The sequence below is a fragment of the Cupriavidus sp. BIC8F genome (genome assembly GCF_032465815.1).
Classification (GTDB): domain Bacteria; phylum Pseudomonadota; class Gammaproteobacteria; order Burkholderiales; family Burkholderiaceae; genus Cupriavidus; species Cupriavidus necator.
On record NZ_CP136094.1, the window covers coordinates 338,674 to 360,819 of the forward strand.

The window sequence follows — 22,146 nt, forward strand, 5'->3', positions numbered from 1 at the left end:
GAACGGCGCGGCACCAACGATCATCATGCCATTGCTTCCGACACAAGACTTCCAGGGCCAGCCGCTGGTCCGGGTCGGCGATGCCGACACGTTCCTGCTGCTCGCCCCGCAACACGGGGGGCGGCTGGTCCGCTGGGTGGACCGCGGACAGGACATCCTCTACTGGCCGGACGCTGCCGACTGGTCCCGCCCGGCCAAAGTCCGCGGCGGCAACCCGCTGCTGTTTCCGTTTATCGGCCGGCATTTTACCGAGGGCAATCCCGGGCAGTGGCGTGACCGACAAGGGACGGCGCACACGCTGGCGCAGCACGGCTTTGCGCGCGACCTGCCCTTCGACGTCAGCGCCATCGATGCGCGAGCCGCGGTCACGATGACGCTGCGCGACAGCGATGCAACGCGCGCCGGCTACCCCTTTGCATTCGTCTTCGACGCCATCTACCGCTTGCTGCCCGACGGCCTCGAAGTCACGCTGCGCACCACCAATACCGGCACGCAGCGCCTGCCCTGCTATCCCGGCCACCATTTCTATTTCGCGCTGCCGCACGCGCAACGTGCCGCCGCATCGCTGGCATTGCCGCGCACCGACCGCATGCGCCAGCTACCCGATGGCAGCCCCGGGCCTGCAGAGCCGGGCGAAACGACTTACCAGCTGGACGATCCACGCCTGCAGGACACTTTCCACGCCTTCCGCGCCAGCCCGTCCGCCACGCTGGCGATGCCAGACCGCCGTGTCACGTTCGAACTCGACCTCCCCGGCAGCGCGCCATGGCATGCCGTGACGACCTGGTCCGAGAACGAGACTTCAGACTTCTATTGCGTGGAACCGTGGGTGGGCCTGCCCGACGCAATCCACCACGGCCAGGGGCTGCGGTGGATCGAACCGGGGCAAGCGGAAAGCGCGGTGTGCCGGCTACGCGTGACAGCCTGACAAACCCCGCTGGCGCGGTGCTTCAGCGCTCGAAATCCAGCCCGCCGATCAGGATCGCCTGGTCCACCTGCGACAACGAGCTGAAATCGATGCCGCGCGGCTCCTGCCATGCGCGCAGCTTGCCCGGCAGCGCCGCAAGATAGCCGGCAAAGCGCGCCTCGCCGCCGGCCGCGAACAGCCGCTGCACTTCCAGCCCGTCCCATGCCAGCGTGACATCGAGCGCAAACGGATGGCGCCGCAGTTCGGCCGGCCCTTCGCCGGTTAGGCGCAGGCGCGCGGGCCGGTTGTGGGCATCGGCGGGCAAGGTGTGGAGCTGCACGCGCCGATGCAGCTGGCCGATGGTCTCGGCGATGCGCGGCAGGCATTCCGCTTCAAAGCGGGCGAAGTTATCGGTAGTCAAGGTAAGGGCGTTCTGACGTGGCACGTTGCGGGCGAGGTCGGCATGCGGGGGCCCACCACGATCCAATTACTATACGCCGCCCGGCCCGCCCCGCAGGTCATCACAAATTTAGCTTCCGCTCCGGCACCATACCGTCGTCTACCCTCGTCCAGGCACCGTCCTCAAGCTGCCGTTACCCGTTGACTCCGCCGCAAATTTGGCACATTACTGCCTGCCCGCGAGGATACCCTTCGCGCTCAGGCGCCCTTCCAGCTCCTCGGCAATGTCCACGATGGTGGCGCGTTGCCTGTTCTCGTGCGCTCGGCAGATCTGGCTCCTCCTTCAAGCGCGTCATTGCGCGGGCGGTCGAGGTGGTAGATGAGCGGATTCGGCGTCGTTCGAAGCATCGCTCGCGACAGCTTCCGCCTCTTCCGCCCAGTTCGAAGGCCATGTACAGCCCGCCGGTGATCGTCGTACTCTGCCCCTGAAGACTGTGTCAGGCGCGTCCATTTGCGTGCTCCTTTCGAGAAACGAGACTCCGAATCTTCGTTTTACTCCAAGGGGCTTACCTCCGCGGCGCTTCTCCTGTATCTAAGCAGTGGCCCTGGCTCATTGCCACTTCTTCGCGCGACGATGCAGCATCAGAGGGTCCTCGCTACCCTCGCACGGTTCGCTGCCGCGGCTTAATGTAAGACAGGCACGGAGCGGACTATGATGCGTCTGGCCAAACGTTCAGATGCACCATCACGCCGGAGCAGCCCAACTCGCGTAGATAGGCCAAGGTCTTTTCCAGCCGATCAAATCGGTGCGGGCACTCACGAGTGCGCAACCACTGGAAACCATTGATGCGCACGTACCAGCCTTCTGGCGCCGGCAACAGCTCGACAAACCCCACTAAACCACGCTCAAGCAAGGCTATGAATTGGCTTTCGAACAGATCGGTCAAAGTATCTCTCCTTCGCAGAAACATCGATTAGATCAAAGGAAATACGCACCGATGCCTCCGAATGAGGCAGCAGCGTGATGTCCTAGAAGTATTGAGCAAGGTCACAGCAACGCGTTAACGACCCAGATAAACGGCTGTAATCTCCTCGCGATTGTGACCCAGCTCTGCTGAAACCTGCAGTCGCGCTGAACGATCCACTGCCCGCTGTTGCTGCGTGAGCTGTGCTGAAACTGGGCCACCTGCGGTAGGGGCTGGCCAGCCAGTGAGCTGCTGGTAACGCCGCTGGGCATATGCATGCCGAAGTCCATGTAACTTCGACATGCCAGCCCTTTCAACCGCCGAAACATAGCGACGAAGCTGGTCGACATACTTGAGATCCTTAGGGATCAGCGACCCGCTTGCACAGAACGCAGTCGCACGCGCAAGCACGGCCCGCTGATGCTCATCCGTAACAGGTACAGCACGTGCCCGGCCTCCCTTACACCACGTCGGCTTAAGCTGAATCTCCTGCACTACATCCGCCGTCAGGCCTGCCAGCGCATATCTCGCCTGAAACTTGAGACATTCTTCTCGACGCAGTCCAAAGGCCTGCTGCAACTCGACAGAACAGCGCAGACGCTCATCGGTAATCCTCTCAAGATCCCCCGAAGCGAGCACCAGTGCCTTCGAAATGTTGGTGACGTACCGGCGCCTGCCAATGCCCAATTCGGCATTGGTGCGTGGGACGCAATTCTGCTTGCCAACCTTCTCTGCCCACCACCGTACATGTGACATACGGTTTTTCATGGTGCCCACAGCAATACCGGAGGTTTGCCAACGCTTGACCAGCGCGGCAACATGCTTTGGCTTCAACCCGGTAGCAGGAAGCGTCCGGAAGCCCATGTCTTTGAGGTCATGAGCCACCTGCGCGAGCACTTCCCTGCGGGCCGCTTGCGTTGCATACGAGCCATCACGATTGCGCTTAACCAAGCGCATCAAGTCCACAAAAATATCGATCTTCACTGGTTTCCTCACTCGGTCAGTGTTAACTTTGGTCAGTGTTAACTGCGGCTGGCTAAACCAGCCCTAGCACCGGGACCCTTGGGTACGCGGTACGGGTACAGCGACCAGCCACGGCATTACCAGCCGGCCAGTGCGTCCCGTCGGGCACACACAGACGTTCTGGCGATAACATGCCGGGACTACGTGAGGCGGAGCCCTACGTCCACCTTCATTCCTTTCCAAACAGGCAACCGGTTGGTTCCGTTGGATGTCTGCTTTGAGAGTGCAGACGAACTCGCCAGATACATTCCGGCCATGCTCAGGCTGTCCTGAGGAAATCAGACGGGGGGAAGGGCTTGGAACCCCTTATGGACGCTGCTGATACGGCCACAGCGAAAGGGCAAGAGTGGACGTAGCGCCAGGGCGTGTGAACCCCTTCGGCTACGGTTCAGGAAAATTGAAAAGGGATGGTCGGAGACAGGGAAGCGGGAAACGTGCGCAGCGAAGCTGCGGAGCTCTCTGTAGGCAGGGGATGTGCAAATCGACTGGACGGACTTAGCAAGCCCGCCCGGATTGGCCCCAGAAAATGGACAGGTGGTGATTCAGCAACGCTTGCAGTGCAAAGCGCTGTGTCAATGACAGCACCGTATCCAGTTGTGGCGCGCAGCGCCAATGTCGATGCCCAGAAAGGGCGAAAAGTGCCTACAGAATAATCTGTCGAATTTGATTTGACAAGGGCCAGCGTTAGGTGGCTTCACCTTCGTGAAGGCGAGCTCTTTGAGTTGCTATGCACTACGCCCGTAGCACACCAGGGAGCTCCATTCGCACCGACAGGTGCCCAAAACCATAGTAATCCCCCGAAGTAAACCGGCTCAGCCAGAATCGCCCGACTGATCTGATCGAATGTCGGTGTCAGCGCGCCGGCAGCCTCGTGGATGAAGTTCTGAATGGTGCCCGTGCTCACCGGCACATTGAACAGAGCTCGCAGGGCGTGCGCCGTCCGGTCGATGGCACTTAAGTGGTACTGCGCCCGCCGCTTTTGAGCTGAGGGCCGTATTACGCTGCCTGGCTGCCTCGATTGGGAACTGGCCCGTATAGGTCTTGCTACTACGACCCTATGCAACTTGCACCATGCTCAGTCACTTCAAAGCAGATCGTGGGCAGACTGGATATGGCGGGCGCCGATAAGCCTTGGCTGCCTTTCTTGCCTGAGGCCTGTGGGGGCAGTTGGTGGTCGACCCCGGTCTGTGCCGGCACCGGCAGTGGCAGTTGCTCACACGGCGCTCCTCGCGTTCCGCCTCCTGTGTGCGAAGACCGTTCCGTGCGACCCAGATGAAGAAGGCCGCGATGGGCACGCCCACGACCAAGACGGCTAAGCCGATCGTCATAGCGATGCTCCAAGACTACAGTGTGAGATATAGGGATGTAGCTCCTGCCGGATCGCGTGGATGCGGCTCGACAGAAACATGGGAGATGCCAGGCTGAACTCGAAGCGCAGCACCTGGTTGCGGATCCGGCGCCAGTGGCACGGCAGCGCTCCCCTGCCCTGCCAGTAGGCTGTACAGGCAGCCACGCATAGCACGGCTGCCTGGTAATGGGCCAGTTGGCCCTCTTGGTATTGCAGGTAGGCCGCCACCAGCCCTTGCAGCTGCATTGCGGCAGCCTGCTGGGGAGTGGGAAGGCGAATCGGCCGCTGCGCCAGGGTGGCGCCTAGGTCATGGTACGGCGCGGCCGTCCGGGCGAGATGGCCGGCGTGGCGTGCCGTTTGCCAGAGGACAAACATGCTGCTCATGGTGGGAGTGCGCTTCGGTTCGGAACCGGCAGGGATGCCGGCACTGACATAGCGTAGCCAATCTCACACGAAATGTCACGATTAGTGTGTGTCCGATTAGTGTGCACCCTCCCACAGTAGGGGCCATGAAAACGATCCTACGCCGTCGCTTTGGCAAGCGCATTCGTGAACTTCGGCAAGCCACCGGCCTGTCCCAGGAAGCCTTTGCCGATCATGTGGGCTTTGCCCGCACCTATATGAGCCGTATCGAGACCGGTGCTGCTAACCCGTCGCTGGATGCGATCGAAGCGCTGGCCACGGCGCTGCGGATAAGCGAGGCGGAACTTTTCAGCACGCTTTGAGCGCGATGATCTGGGTTCCTCAGCGCGCTGGCGCATCGCATCTCTCCCGATGTGCCAACCATATCGGAATGTTGTATGCCAAATAGGATGTTCATCGAGATTGGAATAGACACCACCATCGTGGTCTATGCCTACTCGACCGCCATCCCAGGAAGGTGCCCGAGATGCAGCCCTTGCTGCCCGTGCTGGGGCAGCCATCGCCGAGTTGCGCCGTGATCGTGGCCTGACGCAAGCCAAACTGGCAGAGATGATTGATCTTGAGCAGGAGGCGGTCTCCCACATTCGCACGCCAACGCGTGTATCGGCTCCAGCAACTCAGCGACGCGCGTCACGTTAAAATATAGACCTGGAAGCCCAGCCCCGGCGACTGCACAGCAGTCTCCCCTTCCTGCAGCTTTACTGGCCGCAGGCTGCCATTGGCCATCGACTCCCCCGCAAACTCGGCGATATTGCGCAGGCGGGCTGCCGGGATCCCCAGCGCGCTGAGGCGCAATTCCAGGTCCTCTGCGATGCCCGCCGCCACCGCGCCCGCAATCGCCCGCTTGAGCGCGGCTGGATCGAGCGAGCGCACGAAGGCAGGCAAGGCGCCGGCATCCAGCGGCGCCTCGAACAAGGCCGGATCTTGCGCAAGCCCGCCCAGCCCGAGTGCGTCAAGCAGCGCCAGCAACTGCTTCGGCGTATTCGCGCCGATCGCCAGCCAGCCATCCTGCGTGCGGAAGAAATCTGCCGACGGGCTGCCCGAATACCCCTGGTTGCCCTGCCGCGCCGGCACGCCGCCGGTGGTCATGGCATCGCACGTCATCGGATACATCAGCTGCAGGCCGGCCGTGGCCATCGAGACATCGAGCAGCATGCCCCGCCCCGTGCGTTCGCTCTCGCGCACGCCGGCCAGGATGGCAAAGGCGGCCAGCATGCCGGTGGCCGAGTCGATCACCGGGAAGCCGGTCTTCATCGGCGGATCGCCCTCGATGCCGCCCATCCAGGCCATGCCGGTGGCGGCCTGCACCACGTGGTCGTAGGCAGGCCGGCCATGCCACTGCGCCGCGCCGCGGCCGAAGCCCGAGATGCTGCAATAGACCACGCGCGGATTGCGCGCGCGCACCGCCTCGTAGCCCAGCCCGAAGCGCTCGAGCACGCCCGGCCGCAGGTTGTCGACGAAGACGTCGCAGCGGCCGGCCTGTTCCAGCGCATGTTCGCGCCCGGCGTCATCCGACAGGTCGAGCGCCAGCGACGACTTGCCCGCATTGAGCGCGACAAAGGCGGCATGCCCCTTGCCCGCGCGGCGCATCACGTCGCCGCCGCCGGCGCTCTCTACCTTGGTGACCTGCGCCCCCAGCTGCGCCAGCAGGAAGGTGGCAAACGGCCCGGCGATCACGTGCGAGAAATCCAGCACGCTGATGCCGGCCAGCGGGGCAAAGTCCGGTTGTGGAGTGAGGGTCATGGGATGGCCTATTCGATGGTGATGCGGTTCTTGTCGATAACCCGGCGGATGCGGGTGGCCTCATCGGCCACCAGCCGCGAAAAGGCTTCAGGCGTGGGCGTCGGCGCAAGCACCGCGCCCATCTCGGCATAGAGCCGGCGCAGGCCGGGATCGCCCAGCGCCTGCATCACCGCGGCATGCAGCCGTGCCACGATCGGCGCGGGCAGATGGGGCGGCGCCCAGATGCCGCTCCATGCATCGAGATCGAGATCCTTGCGGCCCAGCGCCTCATTCAGCGTGGGCACCTGCGGCAGCACCGCGACGCGGCTGGCCGAGGTCACCGCCAGGGCCCGCACCTTGCCGCTCGCGATCTGCGGAATCGCCGTCGCCGCCACCGGGAAGCCGAACTGCGTGTCGCCCTTGATCAGCGATGGCACGATCTCGACCGAGCCCTTGTACGGCACATGCACCACGTCGATGCCGGTGGCCGACGCAAACGCCGCACCCGACACATGCGCGGCCGAGCCGATCCCGCCCGAGGCGTAGTTCAGCGTGCCGGGCGCGCGGCGCGCCGCGGCGACCAGGTCGGCCACGTTCCGGTAGGGCGAGCTGGTGCTGACCACCAGCACCGCCGGACTGACGCCGACGCGGATGATGTGAGTGAACGCCATCGGGTCGAACTTTGCGCCGGGCTGCAGCAGCTTCTGCGTGACATGGGTCGAGGCACCCAGCATCAGCGTGTAGCCATCCGCCGGCTGCTGCGCGACAAACTCCGCGGCCAGGATGCCACCTGCACCGACCTTGTTCTCGACCACCACCGGCTGGCCAAGCTCGCGCGCCAGCAACTCAGCCAGCTTGCGGGTCTGGATATCCGGACCGCCGCCGGCGGCGTAAGGCACCACCAGCCGGATCGGCCGGTTGGGATAGGGACTGGCCGCACCGGCCCTGCCCAGCGCGGCAGCGGCCGGCAGCGCCAGCAGGGACTTCAGCAGCAGGCGGCGCCCGACGTTGGCATGCATCGCATGTCTCCTCCATGGTTTGCCCCGATTGTCCGGCGCCTGGCCATTCGAAACAATTATCCAGTTTTGATGGCGCCATCACGCTTTGTTATGAGTCCCGCCTCCCCCACCCCCGCCGCCGCCCCTTCTCCCAACCGGATCGACCGGCTGCGCATCCGCCACCTGCGCCTGCTCGACCTGGTAGCATGCAGCGGCTCGCTGACCGCGGCCGGCGAAGCGCTCCATATCAGCCAGCCCGCCGTCACCAAGATGCTGCAGGAGCTTGAGCACGCCTTCGGCTGCAAGCTGATCGAACGCACCACGCGCGGCGGCCGGCTGAGCCCCGCGGGCGAACGCGCGCTGGAGCGGCTGCGCGTGGTGCTGGGCGCGATCGACGCCGCCAGCGAGGCGCTGCAGGCGCGCCCGGAAGTGCCGCTGGTCCGGCTGGGCATGCTGCCGCTGGTGGGCGTGGACGTGCTGCCGCAGGCGGTCGCGCTGCTGCTGGCCCAGGACGCGCTGCCGCGGCTGGCAGTGCGCGAACATACCGTCGGCGGCCTGACCACAATGCTCTGCGAAGGCGAACTCGACTGCATCGTGGGCCGGCTGCAGAAAGACGACACCGACCAGCTCAAGGCCAGGGTCCACATCACCCCGCTGCGCGATGAATACCTGGCCGTGGTCTGCGCCCCCGGCCACGCGCTGGCGCGGCGCCGCGAGGTTGCGCTGGCGGACCTGCATGAAGGCCCCTGGATCCTGCCCCCGCGCGGCACCCACACGCGCGACGTGTTCGATCAGCCATTCCTCGACGCCGGCCAGCTGCCGCCCGTTCCGCATATCGAATCGGCCTCGTTCCACAGCAACCTGGCCATGACCGCCGCCGGCAGCTTCCTGACGGTGGCGCCGGCCACGGCGCTGGCCCACTACCAGGCCATGTCGATGGTGCGGGAAGTGCGGCTGCGCACCCCGTTTGCCTCGGGCCGGCTGGTCTTCATCACCCCGGCGGAGATCGAGGCGCCGCCCGCCGTGATCCGGTTGCGCGAAGCCCTCGAAGCGGTGACAAGGCAGGACACCGGCGCACCGCCGGCACGCGCGCGGCACCGCTGACGGGTCATATCGATTCGTGATGGCGCCATGCAAACTGGCGAATTGCCGGTGATGGCCACGGTCACGACAATGCCTCTTCCCATCACAGGAAGGAGACATCGTGAAAACACGGATCATGGGCATTGCGCGGCAAGCGGCCTGGCTGCTTGCGTCGCTGCTGCTGCCCGGCATCGCCCCGGCGCAAGCACAGCCGGTCGGGCCGGCGGCGTTCTTCGACATGCAGGCCGTACGTGACGAAAGCACGCTGGCACCGGTGATTTCCCGCGATGCCGTGGTGCCCAGCCGCGCGCGCCCCGGCAAGCGCGTGCGCGTGATCGAACTGCGCTTCACCAGCCAGGACTGGAAGGGCCTGTCATGGACGCACCCGGCGCGCATCTACGTGCCCGACGACTACCAGGGCGGCGGCCACGCCGGCATCATCGGCACCGAACGGCAGTTCTTTGGCGAGCCTGCCTGGCCGCGCCACACCATCCCCGGCACCGGCCTGAACACGGAAGCCGAATACGCCGAAGGCACCGCCATCGACCTGGGCATGCCCGTCATGCTGTTCTCCAACCCGGCCGAAGACTACTGGGGCATGAACGAATCCGACCTGACCGGCTATGCGCTGAAGCAGGTGATGGAAACCGGCGACCTGACCTGGAACGGCTATTACCCGATCGCAATGGCCTACCTGCGCGCGATCACCCTGATGCACAACCTGCCCGGCGTGCGCACCGAGCGCGCGGTGCTGATGGGCTGCTCCAAGCGCGGCTTCGCCGTCAGCATCGCCACCGGCGTCGACCCTGACCGCGTCGCGGGGGTGATGGCCACCTGCTATTACGGCGGCAACAGCCTGTACTTCCTTGCGCGCAAGTACGCCGAGTTCGGCCCCGGCGTCGGCGGCCCCGCGCAGCAGCGCACCGGCCCCGGCTTCCAGCCCGCCGACGCCGTGCTGCGCACGATCAACAACCCCACGGGCTTTCGCATGCTGACGCACTTCGACCCGTATATGTGGCGCAAGCAGGTGCGATCCAGCTTCCTGGTCGCGCTCGGCACCAACGACGAGTTCTTCGCGCTGGGCACGCCCAACAGCATGCTGACCGAGATGTCCGGCGACAAGGCCTTCCTGGCGGTGGACAACCTGCCCCACTCCTGTGTCTCGGCCAAGCACCTGGCTGCATGGCGCATGTGGCTGGCGCATACCTTCCTGGGCCGGAAGCTGCCCGCGATCGAAGCCAGCGGGGTGGCGCAGGGCGGGCAGTTCGCGGTGCAGGCGAGCGTCAGGGCCGAAGCGGCGCCTGCCGACGCGCGGCTCTATTACGCCTACAACCCGGTCACCGCCGACTGGCGCAAGGCCAGGTGGGAGTCGGTGCCGATGCGCACCGATGGCGAGATGTATGCCGCCGGACTGCCGCTGCGCGATGGGTATCGGCTGGCGTACTACGTGGAAGTGGAGGACGAAGGCACGGGCGGGAAGGGATTTGTCAGTTCGCTGGTGAACTTTGCGAACTAGCACACCAGGAACCTGCCGCGGCATCGGTGGCGCAGGCAGGGCCGGCGGCCCGCACTACACTGGAAATGGATGCACCGCAATTTCCGGCCCCAGGGAACCGGCTGGCTTTCCCCGGCCTGCTGACCACCCGATGAACCGCCTCAGGTACGCAGTAAGCCTGTCCTATGAGGTCATGGATCCCATGGCGGACTTCCTGCTCAATATCGAAGCCGCCCGCACGCCCCGGCAGTCCGTCGTCTCGGAGCAGTTGACGCTGCCGCCCGGCCTCGAGACCGCCCGCTACACCGATCCTGTGCTGGCCAACCGGCTGCTCAGGCTGCGCGCGCCCCGGGGCCGCCTCGGCATCCGCTATGAGGCGATCATCGACATCGATCACTACCTGGAAGACGGCGACAGGTTGTCAGAAGTGCCCGTTGCCGAACTGCCCTTCGATGTGCTGCCCTACCTCGCACCAAGCCGCTACTGCGAATCCGACCGCCTGATGGAATTCGCCAGCCGCGAGTTCGGCGGCATGCTGCGGGGCTATGTGCGCGTCTACGCCATCCGCGAGTGGGTGCGCAATCACGTGCGCTTCCTGTCGCGGTCCACCAACGAACGCACCTCGGCTGCCGACATCATCGTGGAACGCACCGGCGTCTGCAGGGATTTCGCCCACCTGATGATCGCCCTGTGCCGCGCGATGAGCATCCCGGCACGTATGTCCAGCAGCCTCGACTATGGCGCGGATGCAGGCATGGGCGCGCCGGATTTCCACGCGGTGGTGGAGGTCTACCTGTCGCACCGCTGGTACCTGCTCGATCCTTCGGGCATCTCGATCCCCACCGGCCTGCTTCGCATCGGCACCGGCCGGGATGCCGCGGACATACCGTTTGCGGCCATCTTCGGCCAGGTAAGGTCGGAGCGGCCCGCGGTGGAAATCGAGCCGTTGACGGATGCGGCGGCTGGTATCGGGATGCCGGTGTTTACGCCGCAGGCAATTTCGACGTGGTAGCGGATCAGGACGTTAGTGCTGACACAGGCACTTACTTTGCCCGCACCACAGCTGGCGGCTTGCGTCCTCGCCAGAAATCCGCATAGAATCGCGGGTTCGCGGGCGTCGTATAATGGCTATTACCTTAGCTTCCCAAGCTAAAGACGTGGGTTCGATTCCCATCGCCCGCTCCACTTTCCACGTGATACCGTGGACAAGATACCGCTCGGATCGCGCCTTCCATAACGGCAAGGCCTGCGCCCTGAGCCACCCGCCCCCCTCTGATTCGCCCCCGCCGCCAACGGGAAACCCCTTCGCTGCCTTCTTGCGCTTGTGACCCGTGCACGGCGAGATCGCCCTGCCGATAGGCGGCAAAGTGACGGCCACCCGGACCCCGGAGAAGAACCTCCGGCTGCGCCAGTACTGTCCTCAGCCCAGATTGCGCGACGCAGAGCTCAGCTGATCGCAATCTCAGACCTTAAGTGAATTAAAGACTGAGATTGCGGTCTTGACTGTAAAATCCAGCCGGCATAGGATGTCTGCAATCACAATCTCTAAGTCCATTTAGGACTGCGATTGCAGACATCATGAAACGGAATGAACTTCCCCTGCTGCCACCCGCCCGCCTTGCCGAAACGCAAATGCTGGGCGAACGCATTACGCAGCTACGGCAGGGCCTGAAGCTGCGCCAGTCAGATGTGGCTGCGCGGGCGGGACTTTCTCGTTCCACCGCGATCCTGATTGAAAAAGGCGACCCTGGGCGCACATTGACGCAGGTACTGCGCTATGTGCATGCCATGGCGCCGGATGTTTCCCTGCAAACCTTGCTGGCCGGCGACGTGCCGGCCATGGTTGCCTTGCATGCGCGCAAGTTGCCGCAGCGTGTGCGCACGGTGAGCAAGGCCGAACTGCGCGATCTCGACTTTTAAGGAGGCCACCCTTGGCATCCCGTCGCATTCCTGACCGGGTGGCCGTTTTTGCCCATGTCCCCGACCCGGCCGAGGGCCAGCATCATTTCGTGCCGGCCGGGCTGCTGGACCGCGAGCAGGCGGCGGCCGACCGGCAGACCGTGAGCTTTGCTTACGGCACACGCTACGCCAGGCGCCCGGAGGCGTTCGAGGTGGACCCACGCGCGCTGAGCCTGGCGCGGGCTCGCGAGAATCCGGGCACGCGCTGGTACCCGCTGCCCGGAGTCGGGGAATTTGGCGGCATTCGCGACGCCGCGCCCGACGCATGGGGGCGGCGCGTCATCGAGGCCCGGCTGAGCGCTGCGCCCAACAGCCTGGATGAATTCACCTATCTGCTGGAGGCCGGCAGCGACCGGGTCGGCGCGCTCGACGTGCGCGAAGGCCTGGATGCACCGCCCCGGGCGGCCGCCGGCAATCTGCTGAACCTGCCCTACCTGATTCAGGCCGCGGCGGCGGTTGAAGCGGGAGGGCCGATACCGGCAAATCTCCTGCCTTACCTCGGTGGAGCACCGTCGGCTGGCGGTGCGCGCCCCAAGGCGTCCGTGCGTGACGACAAGGGGATCCTTTGGCTGGCCAAGTTCCCCGCCAGGAATGACACCTACAACATGGCCATCGTCGAGGCCGGCACCCTGGAACTTGCGCGTGCAGCTGGCCTGACAGTCCCCCCGGTGCAGGTGATGGGCGTGGGCGACAGCCCGGTCCTGCTGATCCGCCGGTTTGACCGCTACTAGGCGCCCGCCGGCGAGCCGCCACCGGCAATGGAACGCGGCTATGACTCAGAACCGCAAGCGGGTTTCACCGAAGGACGAATCCCACAGGTCAGCGCATTGACCCTGATGGCCTGCCCGGAAATGGAATCGATCGCCAAGGGCTACAAGGACCTGGCGCAAGCCATCCGGGAGCAGGTCCATCCGGATTGCATTGCGGCGGACAACGCGGAGCTCTTCGCCCAGATGGTGCTCAATATCTTCGTGACCAATGATGACGACCACCTGAGGAATCACGCCTTCTCTTACGATGCGCGACCGCGGGGCTGGCGGCTGAGCCCCTTGTACGACGTCGTGCCCCAACCATCGGTATCGCAGGAGCGGCGCCTGCATCTGAGCATCGGCAGCCAGGGCAAACTCGCCACGCTGGACAACGCGATGAGCGAGTTTGCGGCATTCGTGCAGGACCGGCCCGCCGCCCTTGCAGTGATCCGCCGGGTCTGGAGCGCCGTGCGGCAATGGAAGACCGTCTTCGAGGCCCAGGGGGCGGACCCGGCACTCATCAAGATCCTCGGACAAGCCATTCGCCCCCTGTCCGACATCGCCAGCCCGGAACTTGAGCGTGAGTTGCGCCGCGCATAGTGGATGTGCCGGGTTGTCAACCTCCCCTGGTGCGTTATCTTGCAAGCCGGGCGGAACAGGGCCATAATCTGGCCTCCCCCGGTCTAGAGCCTGGGGAAAACGCAATTTTTTCAATGGGTTATGGGTTAGCTGACGCCCCCGTCGCCCGCTCCACTTCCAGCCGAGACAAGCCGCCTTTGCCACCATTACGGTGATCTGCCCGGCGGCTTTTTTGTTGCCATGCTTCCCCAAGACCCCAGCACCGAACCGACGCCGGCTGACGACGCCGCGCCGGTAGACAGCGCCGGACAATCGTCCGCACCCTCTCCTGCCGATCCTGAAGGCGTTGCGCATCCGCGCCGCATCCGTTCGTTCGTGCGCCGCGCGGGGCGGACCTCGACCGGGCAGCAGCGTGCCATCGACGAGGTCGGGCCGCGCATGATGGTGCCGTACGCGCCACAGCCACTGGACTGGGAGGCTGTATTTGGCCGCAAGGCACCGTCGATCCTGGAGATCGGCTTCGGCATGGGCGAGACCACCGCGCATATCGCAGGCCTGCGGCCGCAAGACAACTTCCTGGGCTGCGAGGTGCATGAGCCAGGCGTCGGCGCACTGCTCAAGCTGATCGACGAGCGCGGACTGGGCAATGTGCGGATCCTCCAGCACGATGCGGTGGAAGTGATCGCGCATATGCTGACCGACGACTGCCTGGACGGCGTGCATATCTACTTCCCCGACCCCTGGCACAAGAAGCGCCACAACAAGCGCCGGCTGGTGCAGCCGCCGCTGGTGAAGGTGCTGGCCGCGCGCCTGAAGCCGGGCGGCTATATCCATTGCGCGACCGACTGGGAAGAATATGCGCACCAGATGCTGGAAGTGCTGTCGGGCGAGCCGTTGCTGGAGAACACCTCGACCGCTGCGGACGGTTTTGCCGAGCGGCCGGATTACCGGCCCGTGACCAAGTTCGAGCGGCGCGGCGTGCGCCTCGGGCATGGCGTGTGGGACGTGGTCTTCCGCAAGCGCGCCTGAGCGCTGGCAGCCGACAAACAAAAAAGCGTGGCAGCTGCCACGCTTTTTTGTTGCCTGCGGCAAACCCACTCAGGCGTGCCAGGACACCAGGCCGGAGTATGCGGTCACCAGCACCACGATGCCGAAGGCGATGCGGTACCAGGCAAACGGCTTGAAGTCATGCGTGGCGACGAAACGCAGCAGCCAGCGCACGCACAGGAAGGCGGACAGGAAGGCAAAGACGAAGCCCACCGCGAAGATGCCGAGGTCGTCGGCGTTGAGCAGCGCGCGCGCCTTGTACAGTTCGTAGACGGTGGCGCCGAAGATCACCGGGATCGCCAGGAAGAACGAGAACTCGGTGGCCACCTGCCGCGACAGCCCGAACAGCATGCCGCCGATGATGGTGGCACCGGAGCGCGAGGTGCCCGGCACCAGCGCGAAACATTGCGCCAGGCCGACCTTGAGGGCGTCGCGCCAGTTCAGGTCATCGACCGATTCAATCCGCGGCGCGCCGGCCTTGGCGGCCTCCAGCAGCGCATTGCCCTGCGGATGCGAGACCGTGCCGCGGCGCGCGTCGCGCCATTCGGCCAGCAGGATCACCACGCCGCCAACGATAAAGGCCAGCGCCACCGAGATCGGGTTGAACAGGTGGGCCTTGATCCATTTGCCGAAGATTAAGGCCAGCACGATGGCCGGCACCGAGGCGACCACCACGTTGACGGCAAAGCGTTGCGCCAGCGGCTCGGCGCGCAGGCCGCGCACCACGTTGCCGATGCGCGCGCGGAATTCCCAGCAGACCGCCAGGATCGCGCCGAACTGGATCACGATCTCGAAGATCTTGCCCTTCTCGTCATTGAAGTCGAGCAGCTGGCCGGCCAGGATCAGGTGGCCGGTGCTGGAGATGGGGAGAAACTCGGTCAGTCCTTCGACGATGCCGAGTATCACGGCTTTCAGGGCAAGTGCAATTTCCATGCGGAACGGAGAAACGTGGTCATGGGCGTTGCCCGGCATGCGCGCCGGGCCGCCTGGATTGTTGTTTGAGCGCCCCGGTCAGGGACGGTTGATCTTGACGTTGATGCCGTCAGGCAAAACGGTGATTGTACCGGGTGCCACATTCATGCCGGCAACCCGCAGCTGGTCTTCGCGGAAGGTATAGAGCGGATAGCCCTGCAGCAGCTGCTCGGCCAGGATGCCGCCCAGCGCGTTGAGCTGGCGCGAGAACTGCGCGGGCATGCCCTGCACGTCGAAGCGCTGCACCTCGGGGTCCTGCAGCACCACCGAGCGCGTGGGCTCGTCGTAGCGCAGGCCGCTGTCCAGCGCAAAGCGGCCGGTCAGAGCCCGGCTGAAGAACAGCTTGTTGTCGATCATGGCGTCAAACTGCACGTTGACGCGGTTGCGCGCCGGGTCCAGCGTCAGTTGCGGGTTGGCCAGCTGGATGTCGAACAGCTCCATATAGCGCTTGTTGAACGGAAACTTGCGCTCCAGCGCCGCCTGCAGCTCGCTTTGCGAGAAGGTGTATTCATTGCGGAACGCGCCGCAGGCGGCCAGGCCCACGGCCAGCGTGGCCGCAGCAGCCGCGGCAAGCCAGCGCCGTCGGGAAGTCCGGATCATATTGCCTCCGATTGTGGGATAGTCGGGTCGCGTACCAGGCGTCATGCGCGCGCACCAGGCCGCCCGGGCGTGGCCTGCGGCGCGGTCAGGATTTCCAGCCGGGTCAGCCAGTGCAGCGCGGCATCGCGCGAATCGCCGCACATCTCGGCCGACGGCTTCAGGCCGCCGCAGAACGCAGGCCGGTCCGGCCTGCCGAACACCGCGCAGCGCATATCCGGCAGCAGCTGCGCGCACGGCACGCCCGCCGGCTTGCCGGCAGGCATGCCGGGCAGCGGCGAGGCGATCGACGGGCCGATGCAGCAGGCGCCGCAGCCCGCGCGGCAGGAAAGGTCTGACCGGCAACTCATGGCGATGGTTTCAGGATGGGCGGCCGCCAGGCGGCCAGCAGAAGGGGACATTGTGCCCGAAGGGCCGCTGCCGTCCTGTAAGAAAAGGAAAACGCAGTAAGCCGCGCCCGGGCACCGCCGTAAAAAGCGCATAAAGAGCCACATGCCGCAATTTAGCCTCAGTGCCGCCTCGGTGTGTTCCCGAGGGTCGCCGGCCTGTGCTTGACCCCCTCATGACGCTCATCTACATTACTGACCCACAAGTTATTAACTTTCCGACCCCCCCCCCGTGCCCCGCAGTGCCCGCAAGACATCCGTGAAAACGCCCGCCGATCCGCACAAGGACGCCGACACCCCGCGCTGGAGCCGGCGCAAGGCCGCCCGCCCGCAAGAGTTGGTGGCTGCGGCGCTCGACCTCTTCGTGGAGCGCGGGTATGCGGCCACGCGGCTGGAAGACGTGGCCGCTGCGGCCGGCGTGTCCAAGGGCACGGTCTATCTTTACTTCGCCAACAAGGAAGAACTGTTCAAGTCGGTGGTACGCGAGAACCTGGTGCCGGCACTGGCGCGCGGCGCCGACCTGGTCGACGCCTACGACGGCAGCACGCCCGAGCTGTTGCGCGAGCTGCTGCGCGGCTGGTGGGGCCTGATCGGCGCCACGCCGGTGGCGGGCCTGACCAAGCTGATCATGGCCGAGTCGGCCAATTTCCCGGACATCGCCCGTTTCTATAACCAGGAAGTGATGATGCCGGGCGACGAGCTGTTCGCCAAGGTGCTGGCCCGCGGCGTGGCGCGCGGCGAATTCCGCGCGTTGCCGGCCAACCCCACCACGACGCTGGTCTGTGCGCCGCTGGTGTTCCTGATGCTGTGGCAGCGCGCGCTGCGCGCCACCGCGGAGAAGGACATCGACCCGGAGGCCTTCCTGGACGGCCTGCTGGACACGCTGCTGTTCGGGCTCACCACCGGCGACGCGCGCAATCGCCCGCTGCCGCCGCAGACCGGCCCCTATATCTGGGAACGCATCCGCGACGACATGCTGGCGCAACGCGCAGCCGCCATGGAAGCCGACACTGAGCCCGATCCCCCTGCGCCGCGACCCGGCCCCTGAACATGACGCGAAAGACCCTGCTGATCACCGCCGCCTGCATCGCCATCGCGCTGACCGCCACGGTCGCCGTGCGCAAGGCCGGCAGCGCGCGCCAGCCGCAGGCGCCGGCCCAGGCCGCCATCAACGTGGTGGAATTCCTGCAGACCGACCTGGTCAGCGTTGCGCGCCAGGACCTCCGGGTGTCGCTGCCGCTGTCGGGCGGCCTGCGTGCGCTGAACCAGGCCTCGGTCAAGGCCAAGGTCTCGGGCGAGGTCAAGGCGGTGCTGGTACGTGAAGGCGAGCCGGTGCGCACCGGCCAGGTGATCGTGCGCATCGATCCCACCGAGTACGAGGCCAAGGTCGCGCAGGCGCGCGGCCAGATGCTGGCCACGCGCGGGCAGTTCGAGAACTCGCGCCAGACCTGGGAGCGCAACCGCGAGCTGGTCGGCAAGGGCTTTATCTCCAGGACCGCGTTCGACAAGTTCCAGGCCGACCTGGACGTTGCCCGCGCCAACCTTGACGCGGCCCAGGGCGGGCTGGCGGTGGCGCAGAAAGCGCTGGCCGACACCGTGGTCAAGGCGCCGCTCGACGGCATGGTGGCCGCGCGCGCGGTGCAGCCGGGCGAGAAGGTCTCGCCGGATACGCGCCTGGTCGACTTAGTCGACCTGCGCGTGCTGGAACTGGAAGCACCGATCCCGATGGCGGACGTGGCGCGCGCCGCGGTCGGCCAGCCGGTGGCGCTGGAGGTGGAAGGCGCCGGCCGCTTTACCGGCAAGCTGGTGCGCATCAACCCGGCCGTCAGCCAGGGCACGCGCAGCATCATGGTCTATATCCGCGTCGAGAATGCAGACCAGAAGCTGCGCGCCGGCATGTTCGCGCGCGGCGCGCTGGTGCTGGGTGAGCGTGCCGGCGTAGTGGCGGTGCCGTCCTCGGCGGTGCGCACGGAAGGCGAGCGCGCCTTCGTCTATGCCATCGACAAGGACACGCTGGCCGAGCGCCCGGTGCAGCTTGGCATCCGCGACGAGGCCAGCGGCATGGTGGAAATCGTCTCGGGGCTGGACGCCGGCACCGAGATCGTCCGCAACAACCTTGGCACGCTGCGCAGCGGCAGCCAGGTCAAGCGCGTCAAGGCGTAAGGACCCGCGCCATGTGGTTCACCCGCCTGTCGATCCGCAACCCGGTGCTGGCCACCATGATGATGATGGCCTTCATCGTGGTGGGGCTGTTCTCTTACCAGCGGCTGCCGGTCGACCAGTTCCCCGACATCACCTTCCCGGTGGTGGTGGTGCAGACCGAATACCCGGGCGCCGCGCCGGAGTCGGTGGAATCCGACGTCACGCGCAAGGTCGAGGAGATCGTCAACACCATCTCCGGCATCGACGAGATTTTTTCGCACTCATACCAGGGCACTTCGGTCGTCGTCATCAAGTTCGACCTGAGCGTCGACGTCGGCCAGGCCGCGCAGGACGTGCGCGACAAGATCGCGCTGATCCGCCCGCAGTTCCGCGACGAGGTGAAAGAGCCGCGCGTGCTGCGCTATGACCCGTCGGACGCGCCGGTCTTCTATCTCTCGGTCTCCAACGCACCGGGCGCCACCCGCAGCCAGCGCGAGCTGACCACCATCGCCGACCAGATCGTGCGCAAGCGGCTGGAGACGGTGCGCGGCGTGGGCGCCATCAATATCGTGGGCGGCACCAAGCGCGAGGTCGAGATCCGCATCCGGCCCGCGCAGCTCGAGGCGCTGGGGATCGGCGTGGACCAGGTGATGAACGCCATCCGCAACGAGAACCAGGAACTGCCCGCGGGCGAGCTGCGCTCCTCGGCCACGGAAACGGTGGTGCAGATCAAGGGCCGCGTGCCCACGCCGGAGGCGTTCCGCCAGATCATCGTGGCGCGCCGCGCCGGCCAGCCGGTCACGCTGGGCCAGATTGCCGACGTGCGCGACGGCCAGGAAGAGCAGGAAAGCCTGGCGCTGCTGGACGGCAAGCGCGCGCTGTTCCTGTCGGTGGTGAAGGCACAGGGCCAGAACACCGTAGATACCGTCGACGGCCTGGTGCGCATGACCGAGGAAACACGCAAGCTGGTGCCGGCCGGCGTGCAGCTGAACGTGGTCAACGACACCGCGCGCGGCATCCGCAGCAGCGTCAAGGAGGTGCGATCGACGCTGCTGGAAGGGGCCTTCCTGACGGTGGCGATCGTGTTCCTGTTTCTGGGTTCGTGGCGCAGCACCGTGATCACCGGGCTGACGCTGCCGATTGCGCTGATCGGCACCTTCGGCGTGATGTATATGTGCGGCTTCACCCTCAACGTGATCACGCTGATGGCGCTGTCGCTGTGCGTGGGCCTGCTGATCGACGATGCCATCGTGGTGCGCGAGAACATCGTGCGCCACAACCTGATGGGCAAGGACCACCGCACCGCGGCACTGGACGGCACCAATGAGATCGGGCTGGCGGTGCTGGCCACCACCTTCTCGATCGTGGCGGTGTTCCTGCCGGTGGGCTTCATGGGCGGCATCATCGGGCGCTTCTTCCACCAGTTCGGCATCACCGTGGTGGCGGCGGTGCTGATCTCGATGTTCGTCTCGTTCACGCTGGACCCGATGCTGTCGTCGGTCTGGCACGACCCGGACCTGCACGGCACCGGCAACAAGAAGAGCTGGTACGGGCGCACGCTGGGGCGGTTGCTGGACTGGTTCTCGGCAAAGATGGACAAGCTTGGCAACGGCTATGCCGGCATGCTGGGCTGGGCGCTGAAGCACCGGCTCGCCACCGCCATCATCGCCGCGGTGACCTTCTTCGGCAGCTTTGCGCTGGTGCCGCTGATCGGCACGGAATTCGTGCCCAATGCCGACCTGGGCGAGACCCAGGTGGGCTTCACCACGCCGGTCGGCACCTCGATCGAAGTCACCGAAGCCAAGGTGCGGCAGGTGGAAGCCGCGCTGAAGTCCTTCCCCGAAGTGGCCTACACCTACGCCACCATCAACTCGGGCAATGCCTCGGGCCGCAACAATGCGCTGGTATCGGTGCGCCTGACCGAGCGGCGCTCGCGCCAGCTGTCCACCGCGCAGCTCAACCCGCTGGTCCGGCAGCGCCTGGCGGGCATTGCCGGCATCACGCTGACGATGGTGGGCATGCCCGACGGCGCCGGCGGCCAGAAGGCGATCCAGGTATCGATCCAGGGCGATGACCTGGACGAACTGCGCCGCCTGTCCAGGGAAGCGGGCACGCGCATGAAAGCGATCCGCGGCCTGGCCGACCTGGATTCGAGCATGAAGGACGACCGCCCCACCATCGAGGTGCGCATCCGGCGCGAGCTGGCATCGGACCTGGGCGTGGGCGTGGCGCAGATCGGCAATGCCCTGCGCCCGCTGCTGGCAGGCGACGCCATCAGCTCATGGCGCGCCCCCGATGACGAGAACTACGACGTGCGCGTGCGCCTGCCCAAGGACGCGCGCACCGGCATGGCGGACCTGAGCGCGCTGATGATCGCCAGCAGCCATACCAACGCCGACGGCTCGCCCAGGATGGTGCCGCTGCGCCAGATCGCCGAGCTGGTGCCGACCACCGGCGCCAACCAGATCAGCCGGCGCGACCTGAACCGCGAGGTCGAGCTGACCGCCAACGTGGCCGGGCGCTCGGCCGGTGAAGTCGCACGCGACGTCAAGGCCGCGCTGGACGGCATGAGCTGGCCGGCCGGCTACAAGTACCGCTTTGGCGGCTCGACCAAGTCGATGAACGAGTCCTTCGGCTACGCCGTGTCGGCGCTGGCGCTGGCGGTGATCTTCATCTACATGATCCTGGCCTCGCAGTTCGCCAGCTTCTTCCAGCCGATCGCCATCATGACCTCGCTGCCGCTGACGCTGGTCGGCGTGTTCGCGGCGCTGCTGCTGTTCCGCTCGACGCTGAACATGTTCTCGATCATCGGCTTCATCATGCTGATGGGGCTGGTGACCAAGAACGCGATCCTGCTGGTGGACTTCGCCAACCAGGCGCGCCAGGGCCATGTGGACGGCGCCGACGGCCGCCAGCCGCTGTCGCGCGAGGCGGCGCTGGTGGAGGCCGCGCGCGTGCGGCTGCGCCCGATCCTGATGACCACGCTGGCGATGATCTTCGGCATGGTGCCGCTGGCCTTCAGCCTGGGCGAAGGCTCCGAGCAGCGCGCGCCGATGGGCCAGACCGTGATCGGCGGGATCATTACCTCGTCGATCCTGACGCTGGTGGTGGTACCGGTGATCTATACGTATCTTGATGATTTCGGGGCCTGGCTGCGCCGGCTGTGGCAAGGCAAGGCGGCCAGCGAGCCAGCAGCGCACGCCCAGCCCGCACCCGGCCGGCAAGCGGCACCGGACCGGCCGGCCCCGGCGGATGCCAGCGCGGAATGAGCCTGGCGGCGTCTGCAAGGTTAAAATAAAGGGTTTGATAAGACTGTCCGGCCGTGGCACCGCGCGGCCGGCGCACAGACCGA

Annotated in this window: 19 protein-coding genes, 1 tRNA gene and 1 pseudogene; 12 read left to right on the plus strand and 9 right to left on the minus strand. The window is 65.8% G+C overall.

The features are described 5' to 3' along the window. Window positions 1–25: 25 nt before the first annotated feature. On the plus strand, window positions 26–928 hold the full coding sequence (locus tag RS901_RS01580; RefSeq protein ID WP_316151072.1) for an aldose epimerase: 903 nt from the start codon (window positions 26–28) through the stop codon (window positions 926–928). Window positions 929–950: 22 nt separating this feature from the next. Here RS901_RS01580 and RS901_RS01585 read toward each other — a convergent pair whose 3' ends face one another. The 4 genes from RS901_RS01585 to RS901_RS01600 form a co-directional block, all read right to left on the minus strand. Continuing rightward, window positions 951–1,328 (minus strand): DUF5594 family protein, encoded by a 378-nt coding sequence (locus RS901_RS01585; RefSeq protein WP_316151073.1) that lies wholly within the window; start codon window positions 1,326–1,328, stop codon window positions 951–953. A 688-nt stretch (window positions 1,329–2,016) separates the two neighbouring features. After that, window positions 2,017–2,253, minus strand: a complete 237-nt coding sequence (locus RS901_RS01590) for a hypothetical protein (protein ID WP_316151075.1) — start codon at window positions 2,251–2,253, stop codon at window positions 2,017–2,019. Window positions 2,254–2,367: 114 nt separating this feature from the next. After that, window positions 2,368–3,228: a phage integrase N-terminal domain-containing protein gene (locus RS901_RS01595; protein WP_410054165.1), complete on the minus strand. Its 861-nt coding sequence runs from the start codon at window positions 3,226–3,228 to the stop codon at window positions 2,368–2,370. A 1,390-nt stretch (window positions 3,229–4,618) separates the two neighbouring features. After that, window positions 4,619–5,026 (minus strand): hypothetical protein, encoded by a 408-nt coding sequence (locus RS901_RS01600; RefSeq protein WP_316151078.1) that lies wholly within the window; start codon window positions 5,024–5,026, stop codon window positions 4,619–4,621. A gap of 125 nt (window positions 5,027–5,151) precedes the next feature. On the opposite strand from RS901_RS01600, the gene RS901_RS01605 reads away from it, so the two are divergent. Continuing rightward, window positions 5,152–5,367, plus strand: a complete 216-nt coding sequence (locus RS901_RS01605) for a helix-turn-helix transcriptional regulator (RefSeq protein WP_316151079.1) — start codon at window positions 5,152–5,154, stop codon at window positions 5,365–5,367. Window positions 5,368–5,695: 328 nt separating this feature from the next. Here the strand turns inward: RS901_RS01605 and RS901_RS01610 are convergent, their stop codons facing one another. Together RS901_RS01610 and RS901_RS01615 are read right to left on the minus strand one after the other, a co-directional pair. Further along, window positions 5,696–6,808, minus strand: a complete 1,113-nt coding sequence (locus tag RS901_RS01610; protein ID WP_316151080.1) for a CoA transferase — start codon at window positions 6,806–6,808, stop codon at window positions 5,696–5,698. Window positions 6,809–6,816: 8 nt separating this feature from the next. Continuing rightward, complete coding sequence (locus RS901_RS01615) at window positions 6,817–7,806, minus strand: tripartite tricarboxylate transporter substrate binding protein (protein ID WP_316151081.1); 990 nt, start codon at window positions 7,804–7,806, stop codon at window positions 6,817–6,819. A gap of 90 nt (window positions 7,807–7,896) precedes the next feature. On the opposite strand from RS901_RS01615, the gene RS901_RS01620 reads away from it, so the two are divergent. From RS901_RS01620 to trmB, 7 genes and pseudogenes are all read left to right on the plus strand, one after another. Continuing rightward, on the plus strand, window positions 7,897–8,889 hold the full coding sequence (locus RS901_RS01620) for a LysR family transcriptional regulator (protein ID WP_316151082.1): 993 nt from the start codon (window positions 7,897–7,899) through the stop codon (window positions 8,887–8,889). Window positions 8,890–8,989: 100 nt separating this feature from the next. Continuing rightward, complete coding sequence (locus tag RS901_RS01625; RefSeq protein ID WP_316151083.1) at window positions 8,990–10,384, plus strand: PhoPQ-activated protein PqaA family protein; 1,395 nt, start codon at window positions 8,990–8,992, stop codon at window positions 10,382–10,384. A gap of 130 nt (window positions 10,385–10,514) precedes the next feature. Next, entirely contained in the window at window positions 10,515–11,375 is an 861-nt protein-coding gene (locus RS901_RS01630; RefSeq protein ID WP_316151084.1) for a transglutaminase family protein, read from the plus strand. A 98-nt stretch (window positions 11,376–11,473) separates the two neighbouring features. Continuing rightward, window positions 11,474–11,548 (plus strand) — tRNA-Gly (locus RS901_RS01635). A 447-nt stretch (window positions 11,549–11,995) separates the two neighbouring features. Continuing rightward, on the plus strand, window positions 11,996–12,283 hold the full coding sequence (locus RS901_RS01640) for a helix-turn-helix transcriptional regulator (RefSeq protein WP_316151086.1): 288 nt from the start codon (window positions 11,996–11,998) through the stop codon (window positions 12,281–12,283). 410 nt (window positions 12,284–12,693) lie between these two features. Further along, window positions 12,694–13,671, plus strand: a pseudogene (locus RS901_RS01645) (type II toxin-antitoxin system HipA family toxin). Window positions 13,672–13,890: 219 nt separating this feature from the next. Continuing rightward, a complete protein-coding gene (trmB, locus tag RS901_RS01650; RefSeq protein WP_316151087.1) occupies window positions 13,891–14,679 on the plus strand; it encodes a tRNA (guanosine(46)-N7)-methyltransferase TrmB in 789 nt (262 codons plus the stop codon). A 69-nt stretch (window positions 14,680–14,748) separates the two neighbouring features. On the opposite strand, the gene RS901_RS01655 is transcribed toward trmB, so the two are convergent. The 3 genes from RS901_RS01655 to RS901_RS01665 form a co-directional block, all read right to left on the minus strand. Continuing rightward, window positions 14,749–15,630: an undecaprenyl-diphosphate phosphatase gene (locus RS901_RS01655; RefSeq protein ID WP_316153344.1), complete on the minus strand. Its 882-nt coding sequence runs from the start codon at window positions 15,628–15,630 to the stop codon at window positions 14,749–14,751. Window positions 15,631–15,708: 78 nt separating this feature from the next. Beyond that, window positions 15,709–16,269 carry a DUF1439 domain-containing protein gene (locus tag RS901_RS01660; protein WP_316151088.1) on the minus strand — a complete coding sequence of 187 codons (561 nt, stop codon included), beginning with the start codon at window positions 16,267–16,269 and terminating at the stop codon, window positions 15,709–15,711. Window positions 16,270–16,310: 41 nt separating this feature from the next. After that, the gene (locus tag RS901_RS01665; RefSeq protein WP_316151089.1) at window positions 16,311–16,616 is read right to left on the minus strand and encodes a YkgJ family cysteine cluster protein; all 306 of its coding nucleotides are present in this window, start codon (window positions 16,614–16,616) and stop codon (window positions 16,311–16,313) included. 268 nt (window positions 16,617–16,884) lie between these two features. On the opposite strand from RS901_RS01665, the gene RS901_RS01670 reads away from it, so the two are divergent. The 3 genes from RS901_RS01670 to RS901_RS01680 are packed head-to-tail and all read left to right on the plus strand — an operon-like array spanning window position 16,885 to window position 22,063. After that, complete coding sequence (locus RS901_RS01670) at window positions 16,885–17,700, plus strand: TetR/AcrR family transcriptional regulator (RefSeq protein WP_316151090.1); 816 nt, start codon at window positions 16,885–16,887, stop codon at window positions 17,698–17,700. 2 nt (window positions 17,701–17,702) lie between these two features. After that, window positions 17,703–18,815 (plus strand): efflux RND transporter periplasmic adaptor subunit, encoded by a 1,113-nt coding sequence (locus RS901_RS01675; RefSeq protein ID WP_316151091.1) that lies wholly within the window; start codon window positions 17,703–17,705, stop codon window positions 18,813–18,815. Window positions 18,816–18,826: 11 nt separating this feature from the next. Further along, window positions 18,827–22,063: an efflux RND transporter permease subunit gene (locus RS901_RS01680; protein ID WP_316151092.1), complete on the plus strand. Its 3,237-nt coding sequence runs from the start codon at window positions 18,827–18,829 to the stop codon at window positions 22,061–22,063. The last annotated feature ends 83 nt before the right edge of the window (window positions 22,064–22,146 follow it).

Coding starts and splice junctions, on each gene's coding strand:
- RS901_RS01580 (WP_316151072.1), top strand. CDS start 26: ATGCCATTGCTTCCGACACAAGACTTCCAGGGCCAGCCGCTGGTCCGG.
- RS901_RS01595 (WP_410054165.1), bottom strand. CDS start 3,228: ATGCGCTTGGTTAAGCGCAATCGTGATGGCTCGTATGCAACGCAAGCG.
- RS901_RS01600 (WP_316151078.1), bottom strand. CDS start 5,026: ATGAGCAGCATGTTTGTCCTCTGGCAAACGGCACGCCACGCCGGCCAT.
- RS901_RS01605 (WP_316151079.1), top strand. CDS start 5,152: ATGAAAACGATCCTACGCCGTCGCTTTGGCAAGCGCATTCGTGAACTT.
- RS901_RS01610 (WP_316151080.1), bottom strand. CDS start 6,808: ATGACCCTCACTCCACAACCGGACTTTGCCCCGCTGGCCGGCATCAGC.
- RS901_RS01615 (WP_316151081.1), bottom strand. CDS start 7,806: ATGCATGCCAACGTCGGGCGCCGCCTGCTGCTGAAGTCCCTGCTGGCG.
- RS901_RS01620 (WP_316151082.1), top strand. CDS start 7,897: ATGAGTCCCGCCTCCCCCACCCCCGCCGCCGCCCCTTCTCCCAACCGG.
- RS901_RS01630 (WP_316151084.1), top strand. CDS start 10,515: ATGAACCGCCTCAGGTACGCAGTAAGCCTGTCCTATGAGGTCATGGAT.
- RS901_RS01640 (WP_316151086.1), top strand. CDS start 11,996: ATGCTGGGCGAACGCATTACGCAGCTACGGCAGGGCCTGAAGCTGCGC.
- trmB (WP_316151087.1), top strand. CDS start 13,891: ATGCTTCCCCAAGACCCCAGCACCGAACCGACGCCGGCTGACGACGCC.
- RS901_RS01655 (WP_316153344.1), bottom strand. CDS start 15,630: ATGGAAATTGCACTTGCCCTGAAAGCCGTGATACTCGGCATCGTCGAA.
- RS901_RS01660 (WP_316151088.1), bottom strand. CDS start 16,269: ATGATCCGGACTTCCCGACGGCGCTGGCTTGCCGCGGCTGCTGCGGCC.
- RS901_RS01665 (WP_316151089.1), bottom strand. CDS start 16,616: ATGAGTTGCCGGTCAGACCTTTCCTGCCGCGCGGGCTGCGGCGCCTGC.
- RS901_RS01675 (WP_316151091.1), top strand. CDS start 17,703: ATGACGCGAAAGACCCTGCTGATCACCGCCGCCTGCATCGCCATCGCG.
- RS901_RS01680 (WP_316151092.1), top strand. CDS start 18,827: ATGTGGTTCACCCGCCTGTCGATCCGCAACCCGGTGCTGGCCACCATG.